Genomic DNA, 18,176 nt, shown 5'->3' with positions numbered 1-18,176 from the left:
TGTCAGGCCAGCGCCCGATCGGCGATCTTCGGCAGGACCCGGGCGGCCTGGTCACCGGGCACCGCGCCGACGCTCGCCCGCACCACCACGGTGACCCGGCCGTGCCGCGCGACGACGATCCTGCCCGCACCTTCGACCAGCACGCCCCGGTCGGGGCCGACGGCGATGTCGGTGATCCGCGCGCCGTGGGCCCGCTCGTCGGCGAGGGTGCGCTCGACGCGGTCGCCCGCGGCCTCCGGGGTGAGGTAGGCGGCGAGGGTGACGACGAGGGCGGCTTTGTCGCGGTCGCGGCCGGGGATGCCGAAGTAGCAGTCGATGCGGGCGGTGCGGCCGATCGCGGGCATCGGGGTGCCCACGATCTCCGAGGTTCCGCCGCTGATCCGGGTCTCCAGGAGGCCGTCGAGGTCGGCGGCCGTCACGACCTGGCCGCAGGTGTCCGGGACCGCGCGTTCGGTGCGGGCGGGTGGGGGTTCGGCGGTGGTGGTGAACTGCGGAAGCGCGGGCGCCGGGGCGTCGGCCCGGGACGGGGGCTCCGACGTGCAGCCCGCGAGCAGCACCATCCCGGGCAGCACCGTCCCGAGTAGCACCGTCCCGAGTTGCACAGCCAGGGCTCGCATGGGGTCACGCTAAGCGCCGGAGCGGGGACCGGGAATCGGCGGCCGCGAAGCGATACCGGGGTGCAACCCGGCGCGCTCCGCGCAGACGAGCGGCCCCGCACCGGAGTGCGGGGCCGCTCGGGGTCAAGCGCTGGTCCAGCCGGGGATCAGACCCCGCCGGACAGCTTCTCGCGGAGGGCGGCCAGCTGCTCGTCGCTGGCCAGGGTGCCGCCGGACTGCGCCTGCTGCTCCCCACCACCCGAGGAGTAGGTCTGCTCGCCACCCGCGCCACCGCCGGTCGCCGCCTCGGCCGCCGCGGCGGCGTCGAGCTCGGCGGCCTTGGTGACCTGCTTCATGTGGGCCTCGTAGCGCACGTGGGCCTCGGCGTACTGGCCTTCCCACTCCTCGCGCTGCTTCTCGAACCCCTCCTGCCATTCCTGGGTGTCCGGGTCGAAGCCCTCGGGGTAGATGTAGTTGCCCTCGTTGTCGTACTCCGCCGCCATGCCGTACTGCGTCGGGTCGAACTCCGAGTCGGCGGTGAAGCCCTCGTTGGCCTGCTTCAGCGACAGCGAGATGCGGCGGCGCTCCAGGTCGATGTCGATGACCTTGACCATGACCTCGTTGCCGACCTGCACGACCTGCTCCGGGATCTCCACGTGGCGCTCGGCCAGCTCGGAGATGTGGACCAGGCCCTCGATGCCCTCGTCCACGCGGACGAACGCGCCGAAGGGAACCAGCTTGGTGACCTTGCCCGGGACGATCTGGCCGATCGCGTGGGTGCGGGCGAACTGGCGCCACGGGTCTTCCTGGGTCGCCTTGAGCGACAGGGAGACGCGCTCGCGCTCCATGTCGACGTCCAGGACCTCGACCGTGACCTCCTGGCCGACCTCGACGACCTCGGAGGGGTGGTCGATGTGCTTCCAGGACAGCTCGGAGACGTGCACCAGGCCGTCGACGCCACCCAGGTCCACGAAGGCGCCGAAGTTGACGATGGAGGACACGACGCCCTTGCGGACCTGGCCCTTCTGCAGCTGGTTGAGGAACTCGCTGCGGACCTCGGACTGGGTCTGCTCCAGCCAGGCGCGGCGGGACAGGACCACGTTGTTGCGGTTCTTGTCCAGCTCGATGATCTTGGCTTCGAGCTCGCGGCCGACGTAGGGCTGCAGGTCGCGCACGCGGCGCATCTCGACCAGGGAGGCCGGGAGGAAGCCGCGGAGGCCGATGTCGAGGATCAGACCACCCTTGACGACCTCGATAACGGTGCCCTTGACCGGCTCGTCCGCCTCCTTGAGGGCCTCGATCGTGCCCCACGCCCGCTCGTACTGCGCGCGCTTCTTGGACAGGATGAGGCGGCCCTCCTTGTCCTCCTTCTGGAGGACCAGGGCCTCGACCTCGTCGCCGACGCTGACAACATCGGCGGGGTCGACATCATGCTTGATCGACAACTCACGAGAGGGAATGACACCCTCGGTCTTGTAGCCGATGTCGAGCAGGACCTCGTCCCGGTCGACCTTGACGATCGTGCCCTCGACGATGTCGCCATCGTTGAAGTACTTGATCGTCGCGTCGATCGCGGCGAGGAACTCCTCCTCACTCCCGAAGTCGTTGATCGCGACCTGCTGCTTGGCCGCCGGAACGGTCGTCGTCGGGAGGGCGGTGGTGTCGGTGGACATTAGGTAGGTGGCTCCGCTGCGGATTTGTGGGTCGATGTGGACGTGTGCGGCGCGCGACGGACGTACGTCGCCGACGGAACCCACAAGCGTTGAGATAGGCAGGCCAGCGCGAAGCCAGTGCGCGGGCGATATCCTACGCGGCTGGTCGCGGCCCGGGCAAACCTGGGGGGCCTGCCAGAATGCGCCGGTGTCCAGCGACAGCCACATCAGCGCCGAGCGAGCGCTCGGAACCACCGGGATCGCCCGCCGCGAGGTCGGCTCACCGGAGTCCCAATCGGCGAATATCGCCTGGTGGGACGCCGATGCCGACGACTACCACGCCGAGCACGGCGAGTTCATCGGACCAGTGGAGTTCCGCTGGTGCCCGGAGGGGCTGACCGAAGCGGACCTGGGTCTGCTCGGCGACGTCGGCGGGCGGTCGGTGCTGGAGGTCGGGTGCGGCTCGGCGCCGTGCGCGCGCTGGCTGAGCACCCAGGGCGCGTTCGCCGTCGGGATCGATCTGTCGGCCAGGATGCTGGCGCACGGCACCGCCGCGAACCAGGCGACGGGGATCGCCACGCCGCTGGTCCAGGCGAACGCCGAGCGGCTGCCGTTCGCCGACGACTCCTTCGACCTGGCCTGCTCGGCGTTCGGCGCGATCCCGTTCGTGCCCGACGTCGCGGTGGTGTTCGCCGAGGTCGCGCGGGTGCTGCGGCCGGGCGGGACCTGGACGTTCGCGGTCACCCACCCGATGCGCTGGATCTTCCCCGACGACCCCGGCCCGGACGGGTTGCGCGCGACGACGCCGTACTTCGACCGCACCCCGTACGTCGAGGTCGACGCCGAGGGACGGGCGACCTACGTCGAGCACCACCGCACCCTCGGCGACTACGTCTGCGCGCTCGACGGCGCGGGCTTCCGCCTGTTCGACCTCATCGAGCCCGAGTGGCCGCGGGGCCACACCCGCGAGTGGGGACAGTGGAGCCCGCTGCGGGGCAGGCTGTTCCCCGGGACGGCCATCTTCCGGTGCTCCCGGTGATCCTGGACGCCCTGCTCCGCGGCCAGGCCGCGCGCTTCTCCGGCGTCGACCCGCTGCTGCCCGAGCCCGCTCCCCCGCCGGAGGGCCCGGTGCTGACCGCGGCGCTGCCCGGCGGCGAGCGGGTCGCCGGGGTCGTCACGCGGACCCTGCACCCGCCGGGAGCGGCCCAGACGCTGTGGTCGGCCGCCGACGTCCGCGAACTCCACCCGATCGTGGGAAGTTCGGGGGCGGCCGGGATCGAGGCGCTGCTGCGCCGGTGGCGGCAGGTGCTGGAACCGGCGGGCCAGGACTCGGCGTGCCTGGTGACCTGGCCCTCGCGCGACGCCGAGGCCACCGCGCCGCTGCTGGCGCACGGCTTCGTCCCGCTGACGGTGCTCGCGGTGCGTGTCGGGCGGGCGCGGACCGGGCCGGGGGCGTGCGCGGTGCGCAGGGCCACCCTCGCCGATGTCGACCTGCTCGCCGAGCTGGCGATGGCCGAGGTGGAGTACGCGGCGATGGTGGGCGGCGGCATCGTGCGCGACGGCGCGGCGGCGATCAAGCGCGGCACCGTCGCCCGGCACCTCGACCGGGGGGACCCGACGTGGATCGCCGAGCGCGACGGCGTGGCGGTCGGCATGGTCGAGGCGTGGGAGACCGAGGCGCACCCCGGCAGCTGGGCGCGGACGCGGGTGCGGGCCGGGCGGTGGGCGTTCGTCAACTGCCTGTCGGTCGTGGAGTCCGCGCGGGGCACCGGGGTCGGCAGGACGCTGATGGACGTCGTGCACAGCGCGCTGGTCGGGCCGCGCTCGGCGGGCTCGTTCCTGTACTACAACCCGCCGAACCCGCTCTCCCCCACGTTCTGGGCCCGGCAGGGCTACCGCCCGCTGTGGACGGTCTGGGAGCTGCGGCCCGCCGACGCGCTGCGCTGAGGATCACCCCCTCCCCGGTTGCCCCGGGCCGCCGCGCGGCGCACGATATGAACTGACCAGTCAGTCTAAAGACGGGGGTCGGGTCGTGGAGCTGCTCGCCGATCGGGTGGCCGTGGGCGGGGCGCACGGGGAGGTCCTGGCGGCGACGTCGCTGCGGGTCGGACCGGGGGCGCTGGCCGTGGTGGCCGGGGAACCGGGGGCCGGGCACACCGCCTTCGGCCTGGCGATCACCGGGCGGCTGCGGCCGTCGGCCGGGACGCTGTCACCGGGGGCCGGGGTGCTGCGCGCGCGGTCGGCGCTGGTGGACGCGCCGGGGGTGAGCGAGCCGGAGGGCGCTCTGCGCACGGCCGACGTGGTGGCCGAGGCGCTGGTGCTGGCGGGCCGCCGCGGCGGCAGGCGCGAGGTGGCCGCGGTCCTCGCCGAACACGGCCTGGACGCCGCGACGCGGTTCGAGGCGGTGCCCGCGCGCGAGCGGATCGCCCTGCTGGCCGGCATCGCCCGCCCCGACCTGCTCGTCCTGGACACCCCCGACCGGCACAGCGGCGACCCGGACACCTGGTGGCCGACCGCGCTGCACCACGCCGGGCAGGGCCGCGCGGTGGTCGTGCTCTGCGGGGCCGCCACCGCCCGCCTGCTGCCGGTGACCCCCGCGCTGCTGGGCGAGACCGACCAGCCCGAGCCCCTGGAGACGGTGCAGTGAGCGCCATCCGACTGGCCAGGACCGAGCTGCGCCGCATCACCTCCGGAGTCCTGCCCCGGCTCGCCGTCCTCGCACTGGTGCTGGTCCCGCTGCTGTACGGGTCGCTGTACCTCTACGCCAACGCCGACCCCTACGACCGCCTCGACCACATCCCGGCGGCGCTGGTGGTCCAGGACACCGGGACCACCGCGGCGGACGGCACCCGCACCGACGCCGGGCGCGGGGTCGCCGACCGGCTGCGCGAGTCCGGGGCGTTCGCCTGGCACGAGGTCGACGCCGCCGAGGCCGAGGACGGCGTGCGGGCCGGGCGCTACACCTTCTCCCTCACCCTGCCCGCCGACTTCTCCCGCGCGCTGACCTCGGCGGCGGGCGAGTCCCCGCGCCAGGGCCTGATCCTGGTGACCACCAACGACGCCAACAACTACCTGGTCGGCACTATCGCCGACCGCGTCGTCGCCGAGGTGCGCCGGTCGGTGGCCGCCGAGGTGGGCACGGCGGCGGCGGAGAAGTTCCTGGTCGGCTTCGGCACCATCTACGACCGCACGCGCGAGGCCGCCGACGGCGCGACCCGCCTGGCCGACGGCGCGACAAAGGCAAGTTCGGGCGCGGGCGAGCTGGCGACCGGGCAGCGTGCCCTGCTGGACGGCGCGCGGTCCCTGGCCGACGGCGCGGCCAAGGCGGCCGACGGCGCGGCCACGCTCTCGACCGGGCTGTCGACGCTGCGGGACAAGACAGCGGAGCTGCCGGGGCAGACCCGGGCGCTGGCCGACGGCGCGGCGCAGGTCGCGGCAGGCAACGAGAAGGTGGCCTCGGCGGGCGAGGCCGTCGCCGAGGCCGCCGAGGGCCTGGCGGGCGGGCTGGACGAGGTCGACGCCCGGGTCGAGACCCGGCTCCGCGAGGCGGGCGTCCCCGAGGACGTGATCGCCCAGACGATGACCGAGCTGCGAACCCTGCGCGCCCCGCTGGACAAGGCGAACGAGCGCGTGCAGACCGCCTCGGGCGACCTGCGGCGGCTCTCCGACGGCGCCGACAAGGTCGCCAAGGGCGCGGACACCCTCGCCGACGCCACCCCGGCCCTGGCCAAGGGCATCGCGACCGCGGCGGACGGCGGCGGGGCGCTGGCGGAGGGGACCGCCGCCCTGCGCGACGGCGCGGCGACGCTGCGCGACGGCGAGCGGTCCGCCCTGGACGGCACGCTGCGGCTGGCCGACGGCGCGAAGCAGGTCTCCGCGGGCGCGGTGAAGCTGCGCGACGGCCTGACGGCGGGCCTCGGCGAGATCCCCCACCCCGACGCCGCCGACCGCGACCGCACGGCCCAGACCATCGGCGACCCGGTGGCGGTGCGCACCGTCGGGGAGAACGCGGCGGGCAGCTACGGCGCGGGCCTGGCCCCGTTCTTCCTCGGCCTGGCCACCTGGATCGGCGCGTTCGTGCTGTTCCTGCTGGTGCGCCCGCTGTCCTCGCGGGCCCTGGCGGCCGGGCACGGCGCGGTGCGGACCGCGCTCGGCGGGTGGCTGCCCGCGGCGCTGCTGGGGCTGGCGCAGGTCGTGGTGATGTTCGGGGTGGTGCGGCTGCTGGTGGACTTCCAGCGGCCCGCGGGGGCGCTGCTGTTCCTGATGCTGACCACGCTGGCGTTCACCGCGATCGTGCACGCGCTGAACGCGCTGCTGGGCGCGGTGGGCAAGTTCGTCGCGCTGGTGGTGCTGATCCTGCAGCTGATCAGCGCGGGCGGCACATTCCCGTGGCAGACGCTGCCCGAGGTGCTCTACCCGCTGCACGCGGTGCTGCCGATGGGGTACGTCGTGGACGGGTTGCGGCACTTGATCTACGGTGGCTCGCTGTCCGGGCTCGGACTGGATGTCCTGGTGCTGGGGTGCTACCTGATCGGAGGACTCGTGGTGTCCACTGTGGCCGCACGTCGGCAGCGGGTGTGGACGGCGGCGCGGCTGAGGCCGGAGCTGGTGCTGTGAGCCGGGAGCCGACCCGGCAGAAGCTGTTCACCGCGACGCTGCGGCTGATCGGGACGCGCGGGGTCGTCGGGCTGACGGTGGACGAGATCGCGGCCGAGGCCGGGGTGGCGAAGGGGACGGTCTACTACAACTTCGGGAGCAAGGACGGCCTGATCGACGCCCTGCTGCGGCACGGGGTGGATCTGCTGGCGGCGCGGTTGGAGGGGGCCGCGTCGGTCGAGCGGTTGGTTGATGAGCTGTTGGGGTTCTACGCGGCCTATCCGACCTTCGCGCAGCTCCTGGTGAGCGAGCTGTGGCGGACGCCGTCGCAGTGGCGGGCGACGCTGGCCCTGCTGCGGGAGCGGGTGACGGGGTTGCTCAGGGCCCGGCTCCAGGAGGTGGCGGTGCTGCCTGCGGGGGTGCGGGTGGAGACCGCGGCGTCGGCGCTGTTCGGGACAGTGCTGGTGGTGGCGCTGGACTGGCAGGTGTTCTCGCCGGAGCGGTCCGGGGAGGACGTCCGCGACGATATTCTCGCCCTGATGGAGGGGCTGCGCGCATAGCGTGCGCCCCGTCGGACGGAGGCGGGATGGCGGCGGGACTGGCGGAGGCGGCGGCCCGGCTGGAGCGGGTGTTCGCGGCCTACCCGCGGCGGCCCGTCCTCGACGGGTGCCCGCACTGCCGGGGTCCGCAGGTGGTGGACGAGGGCAACCTCCACTCGCTGACCATCAGGCTGGGCAACACCGTGGGCGACCGGCACGACGTCAAGAGCCTGCTGCCGCTGCTGTTCGGCCGCGCGAGCACCGCCGACTGCCTGGACGCGGGCGCGTTGCTCAGCAAGCTCCCGGACAACGAGTGGCGCACATGGCCGGTCGAGGAGCAGCGGGCGGTCGAGGAGTACCTGGACGCGGTGTGGCAGGCGCTGCTGGCCGAGTACCCGGCGCGCACGGGAGCCTTCACCGACAGCACCGCTTTCCTCGCCGCCGCGGCCGACGCGCGGATGGACGTGTCCGGGTACCTGACAAGGTGGGACTCGACGCACGGCCAGGCGGCGGACCGGCACCTCGCCGAGCTGGTGGGGGCGTTCACGTTCGTCCGCCGCAAGTCCACGGCCGTCCAGGACTGGCTGCTCCGCGAGGCCACCCGCGAGCGCCTGCTGATCGCCTTCGACCGCGACAGCGCCGAGCCGTGGGGCGAGGACCTGGCCTGGGCCTACGACCTGCTCCCCCGGTGAGTCAGACCCGCTGGGCCAGCTGCAGGGTCATGGGGCTGTCTCCGCGCAGGGCGCGGTCCACGGCTTCCAGGACGCCCGCGGTGACCTCGTCGTTGGACAGCCAGCGGGTTCGGCCCGCGTAGCCGACCTCGCCCAGCACCACCTGGTGGGTGGGGTGGTCCGGGAGCGCGGGCGGGTGCGGGGTGGTGGCTTCCACCTCGACGATGGGGGCGTCGGGGGCCAGGAGGGGGCCGACGGCGGTGAAGACGCGGGTGCGGACCTCGGGGGTGATCCAGGTGACCAGGAGGTCCGCCGGGCCGCCGAGGACGCGGCTGGCCTGGCAGGCCAGGTCGTTGGGGCGGGTCCAGTCGGCGCGGACCCAGCGGGCGCGGCCGACGCCGTCGATGGACAGGGGGGCGTAGTGCCTGCTGGGGAGGACTATGTGCCACCCGTCGGCCACCAGGGCGGACGATACGCCCGCGAGCATTCCCGTTCCGCCGAGGATGAGACCGCGTCGAGTGTTCACGAAGGCGAAAGTACCCGCGATTCGCGGGGCCAACCCTCGGGGCGGCCCGCCACCACCCGGCGGATGCCCGGGTGGCGGCGGGCGTTGCCGCAGGTCGGAGGCGGTTCAGCGACCCGCGCCCGAGATTCCCGCTATCGGGTGAACCGCAGGGTCAGTGGGCGGCGTGCCAGGAGCGGCCGTAGCCGACGGAGACGTCCAGGGGGACCTGGAGGTCGTAGGCGCCCGCCATCTCGGCGCGGACCAGGGCCTCGGCGGAGTCGCGCTCGTCGGGGGCCACCTCGAAGACGAGTTCGTCGTGGACCTGCAACAGCATGCGGGAACGGGCGTCCGCGGCAGCCAGACCCTTCTGGACGGTCAGCATCGCGACCTTGATGATGTCGGCGGCGCTGCCCTGGATCGGGGCGTTGAGGGCCATCCGCTCGGCCATCTCGCGGCGCTGGCGGTTGTCGCTGGTGAGGTCGGGCAGGTAGCGGCGGCGGCCGAAGATGGTCTCGGTGTAGCCCTCCTTGCGGGCGCGGGCGACGACCTCGGCGAGGTAGTCGCGGATGCCGCCGAAGGTGGCGAAGTACTCCTCCATCAGGCCGCGGGCCTCGTCGGTGGAGACGCGCAGCTGCTGGGACAGGCCGAAGGCGGACAGGCCGTAGGCGAGGCCGTAGTTCATCGCCTTGATCTTGGCGCGCTGCTCGCCGGTCACGTCGGCGGGCTCGACGGAGAAGACGCGGGCGGCGGTGGCGGCGTGGAAGTCGTGGCCGGAGCGGAAGGCCGAGATGAGGCCGTCGTCGGCCGACAGGTGCGCCATGATCCGCATCTCGATCTGGCTGTAGTCGGCCGACATCAGCTCGCCGTAGCCGGAGCCGACGACGAACGCGTCGCGGATCATCCGGCCCTCGGCGGTGCGGATCGGGATGTTCTGCAGGTTGGGCTCGGTCGAGGAGAGCCTGCCGGTGGCCGCGATCGTCTGGTTGAACGTGGTGTGGATGCGGTTGTCGTCGCTGACCGACTTGAGCAGGCCCTCGACGGTGACCTTCATGCGCATCGCGTCGCGGTGTTCGAGCAGGTGGCGCAGGAACGGGTGCTCGGTCTGCTCGTAGAGGGTGGTCAGCGCGTCGGCGTCGGTGGTGTAGCCGGTCTTGGTCTTCTTCGTCTTCGGCATCTGGAGCTCGTCGAACAGCACGACCTGCAGCTGCTTGGGCGAGCCGAGGTTGATCTCCTTGCCGATGACGTCGAACGCGGCGCGCTCGGCGTCGCGGACGCGGGCGCCGAAGTGCGACTCCAGCTCGTGCAGCCGGTCGACGTCGACGGCGATGCCCTTGGCCTCCAGGTCGGCCAGGACGCGCAGCAGCGGCAGCTCCATGTCGGTGAGCAGCTTGTCCTGCCCGACCTCGACCAGCGCGGTGTCGAGGGCGTCGGCCAGCTCGGCGATCGCGCGGGCGCGCAGGATCTCGCCCGCGGCGAGCTTGCGCTCGTCCTCGCCTTCCTCGGCCAGCAGCGACAGCTGCTGCTCGCCGTCGGACTGCTCGACGCGCAGCTCGCGCTGCAGGTAGCGCAGCACGAGGTCGTCGAGGGCGAAGGTGCGCTGGCCGGGCCGGACCAGGTAGGCGGCCAGCGCGGTGTCGGTGGCCAGGCCGGCCAGCTCCCAGCCGCGGTGGCGCAGGGCGTGCAGGGAGCGCTTGACGTCGTGGGCGAGCTTGGGCGCGGCCGGGTCGGCCAGCCAGGCGCGCAGGGCCGTCTCGTCCTCCACCGACAGCGTCGTGGTGTCGACGTAGCCGCCCTGGCCGTCGACCCCCGACAGCGCGACCGAGCGCAGCTCGACGGCCTGCCCGGAGACGCCCGTCGACTGGTCGCGGAAGGACAGCCCGATCCGCACGCCGGGCCCGGCGTGCTCGGCCAGCCAGGCGGCCAGCTCGCCGGGCGCGATCGCCCCGCCGCTGACCTCGAAGCCCTCCTCGGCCTCGGGCTCGGCGGTGGACAGCGTCTCGAAGAGCCGGTCGCGCAGGACCCGGAACTCCAGCTCGTCGAAGAGCCGGTGCACGGCGTCGCGGTCCCACGGCTGGGCGGCCAGCTCCTCGGGCTGCACCCCGAGGGGGACGTCGCGGATCAGCTCGGTGAGCTGGCGGTTGAGCATCACGTTGGACAAGTTGGCCCGCAGCGAGTCGCCGACCTTGCCCTTGACCTCGTCAACCCGGTCGATGATGTCGTTGAGCGAGCCGAACTGCTGCATCCACTTGGTGATCGTCTTCTCGCCGACCCCGGGGATCTTGGGCAGGTTGTCGCTCGGGTCGCCGCGCAGGGCGGCGAAGTCGGGGTACTGGGCGGCGCTGACGCCGTACTTCTCCAGCACCAGTTCGGGGGTGAAGCGGGCCATCTCGGAGACGCCCTTGACCGGGTAGAGCACCGTCACCTGGTCGGTGACCAGCTGCAGGGCGTCGCGGTCGCCGGTGCAGATGGCGACCTTGAAGCCCTGGGCGGTGGCCTGGGTGGTGAGCGTGGCGATGCAGTCGTCGGCCTCGTAGTTCTCCTTGGACAGCTGCGGGATGCGCAGCGCTGTCAGCACCTCCTGGATGAGGCTGACCTGGCCCTTGAACTCGTCCGGGCTGGCGCTGCGGTTGGCCTTGTACTCGGCGTAGGCCTCGGAGCGGAAGGTCTGGCGGGAGATGTCGAAGCACACGGCGACGTGCGTGGGGGCCTCATCGCGCAGCAGGTTGATGAGCATCGAGGTGAAGCCGTAGACGGCGTTGGTGTGCTGGCCGGTGCCGGTGGCGAAGTTCTCCTTGGGCAGCGCGAAGAACGCCCGGTAGGCCATCGAGTGGCCGTCGATGAGCAGCAGGCGGGGGGTGGTGTTCGTCGCTTCGGTCTTCGCAGGCACGGGCCGAGTCTAGGGTGGAGTACCGACAGTGAGCGCACCGCCGTGCGGCTCACCCGATCGCGCCGGAGGGCCGCATGAGTCTCGACCCCGACAAGTTCCCGATCGATCCGGCGGTCGCGGGGCAGCTCCTGCAGGACAAGATGGGCATCCAGATCACCGACTGGGCCAAGGAGCGCCTGGTCGGGACCATGCCGGTGGCGGGGAACCTACAGCCGTACGGGCTGCTGCACGGCGGGGCGAACGGGGTGCTGGCGGAGACGCTGGGCTCGATCGCGGGGGCGCTGCACGCTCCGGAGGGGAAGGCGGTGGTGGGCTTGGAGCTGTCGTGCACCCACCATCGGGCTGCTCGGGCCGGGGTGGTGACGGGGGTGTGCACGCCGGTGCACCTGGGGCGGAGCACGTCGACGTTCGAGATCGTGATCACCGATGAGTCGGGGAAGCGGACGTGCACGGCTCGGTTGACGTGCGTGACGCTGGACAAGGCTCCGGGGGCGAAGTAGCTGGTCATCGGCTTCTCGTGACTGCTTGAGCCGTGGTGCCCGGACGCGGCCATCTTGGGCGACGGCCTGGATGGCGATACCGCTGCCTGCGGGGGCGAACTGTCGGAGAGGTGCGGGACCGGGCGAGGGCTTGGGGGAGGTTCCTCTCGGTCAGCACGCGCCAGGCTTGGGTTTCGCAGCACCATGCCCGGATCTCGTCGTGTCCGGCGTGCTCGGCGGTGCGCAGGCGGGCGGCGGAAGGTCGCTGCCGCCAGTGGGCCTTGAGCCACCCCGGCACTCGTGCGAAACGCGGCCCGGCGTTGACCCAGCGGATGAACGCGAAACGGGCCCCGCGACACGTCGCGGGGCCCGTCTGCGGTGTGCCTGGAGTCAGTCCTCGCCGAGGTAGGCGGCGCGGACTCGCTCGTCGGCCAGGAGTTCGTGGCCGGGGCCTTCGAGCGTGGTGCGGCCCAGGTCGACCACGTAGCCGCGGTCGGACAGGGCCAGGGCCGCCAGGGCGTTCTGCTCGACCAGCAGGATGGTGGTGCCCTGGGACTTCAGTTCCGAGATGGTGTTGAAGATGACCTGGGTCATGATCGGCGAGAGGCCCATCGAGGGCTCGTCGAGCATGAGCAGGCGGGGGCGCGACATGATGGCCCGGCCGATGGCGAGCATCTGCTGCTCGCCGCCGGAGAACAGGCCCGCCTTCTCGTGGCGGCGCTTGCCGAGGACCTCGAAGAGCTCGTACACCCGCTGCATGTCCTTCTCGACGCCGGTGTCCTTGCGGACGTAGGCGCCGAGCTGGAGGTTCTCCTCCACGGTCATGCGGCCGAAGAGCCTGCGGCCCTCCGGGCAGTGGGCGATGCCGCGCTCCAGGATGGTGTGCGCCTGCCAGCTGTCGATGGCCGCGCCCTCGAACAGGATCTTGCCGGACTTGGGCTTGAGCAGGCCGGAGATCGTGCGCAGGGTGGTCGTCTTGCCCGCGCCGTTGCTGCCGATGAGGGAGACGATCTGTCCCTCCTCGACGGTGAACGTCACGTCCCTGACCGCCTCGATGGCGCCGTAGGCGACGCTGAGGTTCTGCACTTCGAGCATGGCGCTCATGCCTGTCCTCCCTCGCGCTGGTCGGTCACCGGCTTCATCACCGCGGTCTGCTCGGTGTGGCCGACCTCTTCAACGTAGGCCAGGACGTCGGCGTGCACCTCCTCCGGCGGCTTGCCCAGGTAGGCCTCGATGACCCGCGGGTCGGCCCGGACGACCTCGGGCGCGCCCTCCACCAGCAGTTCGCCCTGCACCAGCACGGACACGTGGTCGCACAGGGAGAAGATGAACTTGATGTCGTGCTCGATGACGACGACGGCGATGCCCTGGTCCCGGATGGACAGGATCAGCTGCCGGGTCGCCTCGGTCTCCTGCGGGTTCATGCCCGCGGTGGGCTCGTCGAGCAGGAGCACGGCCGGGTCGGTGGCCAGGGCGCGGGCGATCTCCAGCCTGCGCTGGTCGCCGTAGGGCAGGTTGCGGGCCAGCTCGTCGTCCACGTTGGACAGGCCGACGAAGCGCAGCAGCTCACGGCTGCGGTCGCGGGCGGCCTTCTCCCCCGCCTTGAACGACGGGCCGTGGAACAGCGAGGCGATGGGCCCCTGCTTCATCCGCGCGTGCCGTCCCACCATGACGTTCTCCAGCGCGCTCATGCTGGGGAACAGCCGGATGTTCTGGAACGTGCGGGCCATGCCCGCCACGGTCACCTTGGCCGGGTCGTTGGGCAGCGTCTTCCCGCTCAGCCGGACGGTGCCCTTGGTGGGGGTGTACAGCCCGGTCAGGCAGTTGAAGAAGGTGGTCTTGCCCGCGCCGTTGGGCCCGATGAGGCCCAGGATCTGGCCCTCGTGCAGGGTGAGGCTGACCTGGTTGAGGGCGGTGAGGCCACCGAAGATCATGGTGACGTCGTCGGCGACGAGCACCGGCTTGCCGGTGGTCTGGGTCGCGGCGCTCATCGGGCTCCCTCCGCCGTGGTCGCGTCGTCCGAGGAGTCCTTGGCCAGTTCCGCCTTGCGGTGTGCGTCTGGCACCAGGCCCTGCGGCCGGAACCGCATGATCAGCACCAGTGCCACGCCGAAGAGCAGCAGCCGGTACTCGGAGAACTCGCGCAGCTTCTCCGGAAGCACCAGCAGCAGCGACGCGCCCAGCACCGCGCCCGGAATCGAGCCCATGCCGCCGAGGATGACCGCGGCCAGCAGTGTCACCGATTCCAGGAACTGGAAGCTGTCGTAGGCCACCGTCGAGGTCTTGTGGGCGAAGACCGCGCCCGCGACACCCGCCAGCATCGCGCCGATGAGGAAGGCGAGGATCTTGGTCTGGCCGGTCTTGATGCCCATGGCCCGCGCGGCGTCCTCGTCCTCGCGGATGGCGATCCAGGCCCGCCCGATCCTGGCGTGCTTGAGGTTGGCGAAGACGACCATGACCAGCGCGACCATGATGACGATCAGCACGTAGTAGAGCACGCCCGAGGGCAGCTCCAGCGGGCCGATGGTCAGCGACTCGTCGAAGGACAGGCCGAACCAGTTGATCGGCGGCACGCCGGGGATGGCGTTGGCGCCGCCGGTCAGGCCGCCGATGTCGTTCTGGGCGGCCTTCTTGAAGATCTCGCCGAAGGCCAGGGTGACGATCGCCAGGTAGTCGCCGCGGACCCGCAGTGTCGGCGAGCCGACGATCGCGCCGAAGATGCCCGCCACGATCGCGGCGATCACCACGACCACGAGGAACGGCAGCTCCACGTCGAACGCGGTGGCGGCCACCGCGCCGGAGAAGTTCGCCGCGACGAACGCGCCGATGCCGAGGAACGCCACGTAACCGATGTCGAGCAGACCGGCGAGGCCGACGACGATGTTGAGGCCGATGGCCGTGGCGGCGTACACGCCGACGTTGGCCGCGGTCGTCATCCAGTAGGCGTTGCCCGCCTCGGTCAGCGGCAGCGCCAGCGCGGCGATCAGCAGCACGACGACGCTGAACACCTTGTGCTGGTCGGACAGCGCCGACATCCACTTGCCGAGGCCGGTGGCGTGCACGACGCCGACGGTGCCGGCGATCACGGCGAGCACGGACAGGAACTCCGCGCCCGCGTAGGGGTTGCTGACGCCGCCCTGCCCGCCCGCGGTCAGCGTCCAGGCCACCAGGAGCAGCAGGCCGGCGAACATGACCAGCAGCAGGCCGTAGACCATGCCCGTGGGCAGCTTCAGCGACCAGGTGGGCACCGGCTCGACCGGGCCGGGCAGCGTGGCGGCGAGCACCAAGGCGCCCGCGGCGAGGGCGACGAGGGAACCGAAGGCGAAGGTGCCCTCGGCGGCGGTGATCGCCCCGAGCCCGCCGCCCTCGATGGAGATGAACAGCAGGTTGATCACCGCGACGCCGGTGATGCCCCAGCCCAGCGCCCGCGACGAGCGCTTCGGGCCGGGCAGCGGGGCGAACACGAAGGCGAGTACCGCGATGCCCATCAGGGCCGTGTAGAGGCGGAAGCCGGTGACCAGGTACGGCGCGTCGAAGAACTGGAGCGTCGCCTTGTCGGGGTAGGCCCCGCTGTTGAGGACGAATGTCGCCCACGGCAGCAGCGCCGCGATGATCGCGAGCACGCCGCCCGCGATCAGCATCGGCTTGGCCGCGGGGGCCTGCCACACGGGTGCGGGCGGGGTCTCCGCCCTGACCGCGGTGGCGGTGGCAGTGGTGGTGTCGGACATCAGGCACGCACCCTTTCCGGCTCGCCGAACAGGCCCTGCGGGCGGAACACCAGGACCAGGATCAGCAACGCGAAGATCCACACGAGGTCGTACGCGATGCCGCCGGGCAGGTACTGGCCGGACAGGGTCTTGATCAGGCCGATGACGAACCCGCCGACCACGGCGCCCTTGATGGAGCCGATGCCGCCGAGCACCGCGGCGGTGAAGGCGAAGATGCCGTACATGAAGCCGAGTTCGGTGTCGATCGCGGTGAGGTGGGTGCCGTAGAGCGTGCCCGCCAGCCCGGCGAGGGCCGCGCCGAGCACGAACGTCACCACGATGGTGCGGTTCGGGTTGACGCCCATCAGCCGGGCGGTGTCGCGGTCCTGAGCGGTGGCCCGCATCGCGCGGCCCATGCGGGAGCGCGAGATGTAGGTCTGCAGGACGATCGCGCCGACCACCGAGACCACGATGATCAGGATCGCCGTCGAACCGATCACGACGACGCCGTCACCGACGGAGAACTGGAGGCGGAAGTCCGGGAAGACCCGGGGGAAGGGCAGGGCCGCGGTCGCGCCGGGGTAGAACAGCCGGACCGCCTCCTTGAGGATCACCGAGACGCCCAGCGCTGTGATCAGCGGCGCGAGTCTTGGCGCGTTCCTCAATGGTCGATAGGCGAACCGTTCCATGATGACCGCGAGCACGACCGCGACGAGCGCGCCGCCGAGCGTCATCAGGGGGAGCAGGATGTACCAGTGGTCCCGAAGCCCTTCCGGGAGCAGGGTGTAGGTCGCGAGCGCCGAGAACGCGCCGACCATGAAAACCTCGCCGTGGGCGAAGTTGATGAGCTGGATGATGCCGTACACCATCGTGTAGCCGAGTGCGATGAGCGCGATCGCCGCGCCGAACACCAGGCCGTTCAACAGCTGCTGTAGCAGCGTGGCCACTTCTACCTCCGTGCGCGGCGGGGGCAGGCTGGTGCGCCTGCCCCCGCCGCTTCGTCACTCAGGGACCGGAATGACCGGGGTCCGTCAGCCGGTGAAGGTGCCGGTCTTGTCAGCGGCCCACTTGCCGCCGGAGACCTTGTACACGGTCAGCAGCTTGTTGGTGCTGTCGCCGAACTCGTCGAACTTGACCTCGCCGGTCGCGCCCTGGGCCGAGTAGGTCTTGGTGGCGTCGATCAGGGGCTGGCGCTTGTCCTCGGCCCACTCGCCGTCGCCGATGGCCGTGGCCAGACCGGCGATGATGACGTTGGTCGCGTCGTAGGAGAACGCGCCGTAGGCCGAGAAGCCGTCCTTGTACTGCTTGGCGGTGTACGCGTCGACGAACGCCTTCGCGCTGTCCAGCTGGTCGGTCGGGGCGCCGACCGAAGTGGCCAGGTCGCCGTCCTTGCCGCCCAGCTCGATGAAGCGGTCGTCGTAGATGCCGTCGCCGCCCATCAGCGGGATGTCCAGGCCGTTGTCCTTGAGCTGCTTGGACAGCGGGCCGGCCTGCGGGTACTCACCGCCGTAGTAGACCGCGTCCGGGTTGGCGCCGCGGATGGAGGTGATGGCCGAGGAGAAGTCGGTCTCGCGCTCGCCGACCTTGGCGGTGGCGACGATCTTGGCGCCGAGCTTCTCGGCCTGCTTCTTGAACTCGGCCGCCAGGCCCTCACCGTAGGTCTTGCCGTCGGTGATGATGGCGATCGACTTCTTGCCCGCGGTGTTGACCATGTAGTCGGCCGCGAAGGGGCCCTGCAGGGCGTCGGTGGCGCAGACGCGGAAGTAGTTCTCGAACGCCCGCTTGGGGGCGGTCGCGTAGTCCGCGCCCTGGGTCAGCGACGGGTTGGTGTTCGCGGGCGAGACCATGAGGATCTTCTTGCCGGCGAGGATCGGCTGCACGGTCTGGGCGACCGAGGAGTTCAGCGTCCCCACGACGCCGACGACCTCGGGGTTGGACGCGAGGCGGGTGGCCGCCTGGCCGCCGACCTGGGCGGTGGCCTGGTCGTCCTCGGTCTGGACCGCGATCTTGTAGCCCTTGACCGTGCACTTCTCGTTGGCCTGCTCGGCGGCGAGCTCCGCGGAGTTCTTGATGCCGAGCCCGAGAGCTGACAGACCACCGGACTGCGGCGCGATGACGCCGATGACCAGGGTGCCCTTGCTGGTGTCACACGCCTGGCCGCCGCCGCCGCCGGTGCCGGGCTCCTCGGTCTTGTTGGTGCCACAGGCTGCGAGCAACAACGCGCCGGTGACCAGCACCGCGGCCTTCACCGTCTGGTTTCGCACGTGATGTCCCTTCTCCGCTTGAGTTCGGGCGATGTGGGTAGAGCATGCCGAACCCATCCCTCATATCTGTTGGAGGGTTGGGGCGGAAAGTAATCACAGAACAGGCTGTAGTCACGCCCCTGCGCTGCTCGTGACCAGACTGCAACGAAAGTGACCAGCGGCGTCCGGTCGGCGAACAGCACGTCGCGCGCGCGATATTCACGCTTAACAATTGTCGGTGACCTGCACGGGTGCGCCCGCCCAGGGCCATTCGTGTGCCCTACGACAACCGTATGCCGGGA

The 18,176-nt window shown here is 71.6% G+C and carries 16 protein-coding genes; 7 read left to right on the top strand and 9 right to left on the bottom strand.

Translation table 11 applies throughout. The features are described 5' to 3' along the window. Positions 1 to 2 precede the first annotated feature (2 nt). Together ACFPM7_RS12545 and rpsA are read right to left on the bottom strand one after the other, a co-directional pair. Positions 3 to 617, bottom strand: a complete 615-nt coding sequence (locus ACFPM7_RS12545) for a hypothetical protein (protein ID WP_378247306.1) — start codon at positions 615 to 617, stop codon at positions 3 to 5. A gap of 146 nt (positions 618 to 763) precedes the next feature. After that, positions 764 to 2,269 carry a 30S ribosomal protein S1 gene (rpsA, locus tag ACFPM7_RS12540; RefSeq protein WP_378247304.1) on the bottom strand — a complete coding sequence of 502 codons (1,506 nt, stop codon included), beginning with the start codon at positions 2,267 to 2,269 and terminating at the stop codon, positions 764 to 766. Positions 2,270 to 2,456: 187 nt separating this feature from the next. Between rpsA and ACFPM7_RS12535 the strand changes: the two genes are divergently transcribed. The 6 genes from ACFPM7_RS12535 (at position 2,457) to ACFPM7_RS12510 (ending at position 8,075) form a co-directional block, all read left to right on the top strand. Next, a complete protein-coding gene (locus ACFPM7_RS12535; protein WP_378247302.1) occupies positions 2,457 to 3,287 on the top strand; it encodes a class I SAM-dependent methyltransferase in 831 nt (276 codons plus the stop codon). After that, on the top strand, positions 3,284 to 4,195 hold the full coding sequence (locus ACFPM7_RS12530; RefSeq protein WP_378247300.1) for a GNAT family N-acetyltransferase: 912 nt from the start codon (positions 3,284 to 3,286) through the stop codon (positions 4,193 to 4,195). The genes ACFPM7_RS12535 and ACFPM7_RS12530 overlap by 4 nt, the downstream gene beginning before the upstream one ends. A gap of 85 nt (positions 4,196 to 4,280) precedes the next feature. Then, entirely contained in the window at positions 4,281 to 4,895 is a 615-nt protein-coding gene (locus tag ACFPM7_RS12525; protein WP_378247298.1) for an ABC transporter ATP-binding protein, read from the top strand. Next, positions 4,892 to 6,865 (top strand): YhgE/Pip family protein, encoded by a 1,974-nt coding sequence (locus ACFPM7_RS12520; protein ID WP_378247296.1) that lies wholly within the window; start codon positions 4,892 to 4,894, stop codon positions 6,863 to 6,865. The genes ACFPM7_RS12525 and ACFPM7_RS12520 overlap by 4 nt, the downstream gene beginning before the upstream one ends. Continuing rightward, positions 6,862 to 7,404 (top strand): TetR/AcrR family transcriptional regulator, encoded by a 543-nt coding sequence (locus ACFPM7_RS12515; protein WP_378247294.1) that lies wholly within the window; start codon positions 6,862 to 6,864, stop codon positions 7,402 to 7,404. The genes ACFPM7_RS12520 and ACFPM7_RS12515 overlap by 4 nt, the downstream gene beginning before the upstream one ends. Positions 7,405 to 7,430: 26 nt before the next feature. Beyond that, positions 7,431 to 8,075 carry a hypothetical protein gene (locus tag ACFPM7_RS12510; RefSeq protein ID WP_378247292.1) on the top strand — a complete coding sequence of 215 codons (645 nt, stop codon included), beginning with the start codon at positions 7,431 to 7,433 and terminating at the stop codon, positions 8,073 to 8,075. 1 nt (position 8,076) lies between these two features. Here ACFPM7_RS12510 and ACFPM7_RS12505 read toward each other — a convergent pair whose 3' ends face one another. Together ACFPM7_RS12505 and polA are read right to left on the bottom strand one after the other, a co-directional pair. Continuing rightward, positions 8,077 to 8,580 (bottom strand): Rossmann-fold NAD(P)-binding domain-containing protein, encoded by a 504-nt coding sequence (locus ACFPM7_RS12505; RefSeq protein ID WP_378247290.1) that lies wholly within the window; start codon positions 8,578 to 8,580, stop codon positions 8,077 to 8,079. 151 nt (positions 8,581 to 8,731) lie between these two features. After that, the gene (gene polA / locus ACFPM7_RS12500) at positions 8,732 to 11,446 is read right to left on the bottom strand and encodes a DNA polymerase I (protein WP_378247288.1); all 2,715 of its coding nucleotides are present in this window, start codon (positions 11,444 to 11,446) and stop codon (positions 8,732 to 8,734) included. Positions 11,447 to 11,520: 74 nt separating this feature from the next. Between polA and ACFPM7_RS12495 the strand changes: the two genes are divergently transcribed. After that, the gene (locus tag ACFPM7_RS12495) at positions 11,521 to 11,946 is read left to right on the top strand and encodes a hotdog fold thioesterase (RefSeq protein WP_378247286.1); all 426 of its coding nucleotides are present in this window, start codon (positions 11,521 to 11,523) and stop codon (positions 11,944 to 11,946) included. Positions 11,947 to 12,315: 369 nt separating this feature from the next. Here ACFPM7_RS12495 and ACFPM7_RS12490 read toward each other — a convergent pair whose 3' ends face one another. The 5 genes from ACFPM7_RS12490 to ACFPM7_RS12470 all read right to left on the bottom strand — a co-directional run bounded on the left by ACFPM7_RS12490 (position 12,316) and on the right by ACFPM7_RS12470 (position 17,895). Next, entirely contained in the window at positions 12,316 to 13,029 is a 714-nt protein-coding gene (locus ACFPM7_RS12490; protein WP_378247284.1) for an ABC transporter ATP-binding protein, read from the bottom strand. Further along, on the bottom strand, positions 13,026 to 13,916 hold the full coding sequence (locus tag ACFPM7_RS12485) for an ABC transporter ATP-binding protein (protein ID WP_378247282.1): 891 nt from the start codon (positions 13,914 to 13,916) through the stop codon (positions 13,026 to 13,028). Before ACFPM7_RS12485 ends, ACFPM7_RS12490 begins: the two co-directional genes overlap by 4 nt. Then, positions 13,913 to 15,652 (bottom strand): branched-chain amino acid ABC transporter permease, encoded by a 1,740-nt coding sequence (locus ACFPM7_RS12480; RefSeq protein WP_378247280.1) that lies wholly within the window; start codon positions 15,650 to 15,652, stop codon positions 13,913 to 13,915. Before ACFPM7_RS12480 ends, ACFPM7_RS12485 begins: the two co-directional genes overlap by 4 nt. Continuing rightward, positions 15,652 to 16,578 (bottom strand): branched-chain amino acid ABC transporter permease, encoded by a 927-nt coding sequence (locus ACFPM7_RS12475; RefSeq protein WP_378247278.1) that lies wholly within the window; start codon positions 16,576 to 16,578, stop codon positions 15,652 to 15,654. The genes ACFPM7_RS12480 and ACFPM7_RS12475 overlap by 1 nt, the downstream gene beginning before the upstream one ends. 84 nt (positions 16,579 to 16,662) lie before the next feature. Further along, the gene (locus ACFPM7_RS12470) at positions 16,663 to 17,895 is read right to left on the bottom strand and encodes a branched-chain amino acid ABC transporter substrate-binding protein (RefSeq protein WP_378247276.1); all 1,233 of its coding nucleotides are present in this window, start codon (positions 17,893 to 17,895) and stop codon (positions 16,663 to 16,665) included. Between the last annotated feature and the right edge of the window lie 281 nt (positions 17,896 to 18,176).

This window comes from Actinokineospora guangxiensis (assembly GCF_042657845.1).
Lineage (GTDB): Bacteria > Actinomycetota > Actinomycetes > Mycobacteriales > Pseudonocardiaceae > Actinokineospora > Actinokineospora guangxiensis.
This window is presented reverse-complemented; position numbering and strand designations above follow the sequence as displayed.

What these genes read in the sequence shown, in the direction of transcription:
- ACFPM7_RS12545 (WP_378247306.1), bottom strand. Translation starts at nt 617, where the DNA reads ATGCGAGCCCTGGCTGTGCAACTCGGGACGGTGCTACTCGGGACGGTG.
- rpsA (WP_378247304.1), bottom strand. Translation starts at nt 2,269, where the DNA reads ATGTCCACCGACACCACCGCCCTCCCGACGACGACCGTTCCGGCGGCC.
- ACFPM7_RS12510 (WP_378247292.1), top strand. Translation starts at nt 7,431, where the DNA reads ATGGCGGCGGGACTGGCGGAGGCGGCGGCCCGGCTGGAGCGGGTGTTC.
- ACFPM7_RS12495 (WP_378247286.1), top strand. Translation starts at nt 11,521, where the DNA reads ATGAGTCTCGACCCCGACAAGTTCCCGATCGATCCGGCGGTCGCGGGG.
- ACFPM7_RS12490 (WP_378247284.1), bottom strand. Translation starts at nt 13,029, where the DNA reads ATGAGCGCCATGCTCGAAGTGCAGAACCTCAGCGTCGCCTACGGCGCC.
- ACFPM7_RS12485 (WP_378247282.1), bottom strand. Translation starts at nt 13,916, where the DNA reads ATGAGCGCCGCGACCCAGACCACCGGCAAGCCGGTGCTCGTCGCCGAC.
- ACFPM7_RS12480 (WP_378247280.1), bottom strand. Translation starts at nt 15,652, where the DNA reads ATGTCCGACACCACCACTGCCACCGCCACCGCGGTCAGGGCGGAGACC.